The organism is Nocardia sp. NPDC005998 (genome assembly GCF_040614395.1).
In the GTDB taxonomy this organism is placed as follows: Bacteria; Actinomycetota; Actinomycetes; order Mycobacteriales; family Mycobacteriaceae; genus Nocardia.
The window spans coordinates 1-1,166 of the sequence record NZ_JBEXUI010000105.1 but is presented as its reverse complement, the minus strand read 5'-3'; the positions used below and the strand labels follow the sequence as shown (position 1 = coordinate 1,166).

Below are 1,166 nucleotides of genomic sequence, written 5' to 3'. Positions count from 1 at the left end.
GCGACCCGGTTCGATCCGGCTCGTGCGCCGCTGCTGCGGTGGATGCTGGTTACCACCGCGCCGGGGCACTACCGGCTGGTGTTGACCAATCATCACCTGCTGCTCGATGGCTGGTCGACGCCGCTGCTGCTGAAGGAACTGCTGGTGCTCTACGCCACCGACGGCGACGCCACCATCCTGCCCGAGGTCCGTCCCTACCGGGACTTCCTGGCCTGGATCGCCGGGCAGGACCAGGCCGCGGCGCTCGACGCCTGGGCCCGCGCGTTCGACGGCACCCAGGAGCCGACCCTGGTGGCACAAGCCGACCCCGGCCGCCGTTACACCGAGTCCCGCGATGTGGTCGCCGAGCTGACCGAGAAGCAGACCGCGGCGCTGACGAGCCTCGCCCGATCCCGTGGCGTCACCCTCAACACCGTGATCCAGCTGGCATGGGCAATTGTGTTGGACACGTTGACTTCCCGCGACGATGTGACCTTCGGTACCGCGGTCTCCGGGCGGTCCCCGCAGCTCGCCGGCATCGAATCAATGATCGGACTGTTCATCAACACGCTGCCGGTGCGCGTGCGTCTCGATACCGCCGAAAGCCTGGGACAGTTACTCGACCGGATCCAGGCCGAACAGACCGCTCTGCTCGATCACCAGTTCGTCGGCCTCACCGAAATCGAGCGAGTCGCCGGGCCGGCAGCGGTGTTCGACACGATGACAGTGTTCGAATCCTTCCCGGTCGATCGTTTCGGGCTCACCGCCGACACCGACATCGCGGGCATGCGGGTCGTCGACGTGACGGGTATGGACGGCGCACACTATCCACTGGGCCTGGTCGCGCGTATCGATACCCGACTGCACCTGACGATCAAGTACCTGCCCGAACTGTTCGACCACGACACAGTCGAGGCGACCCTGCAGCGAGTCCTGCGCGTGCTCAATATCATTGCCGCCGACCCGGATCTGCCGCTGGCCCGGCTGAACCTGCTCTCCCCCGCGGAATATCGGGAGTTGACGCCGGTTTCGGGTTCCCCGGAGGTGCCGGGGCGGGTCCTGCCGCAGCTGCTGACGGCGACGGTGCAGCGCGATCCGGGGGCGGTCGCGGTGGTGTTCGAGGATCGGCAGTGGAGCTACGGTGAGCTCGATGCGGAGTCGAATCGGTTGGCGCGGTTGCTGATCGA

At 66.9% G+C, this 1,166-nt stretch carries 1 protein-coding gene; it reads left to right on the top strand.

All coding sequences use genetic code 11. The features are described from left to right. Positions 1-42: 42 nt before the first annotated feature. The coding region (locus ABZ293_RS42035) for a condensation domain-containing protein (RefSeq protein ID WP_355189923.1) at positions 43-1,166 on the top strand (1,124 nt) is incomplete at its 3' end.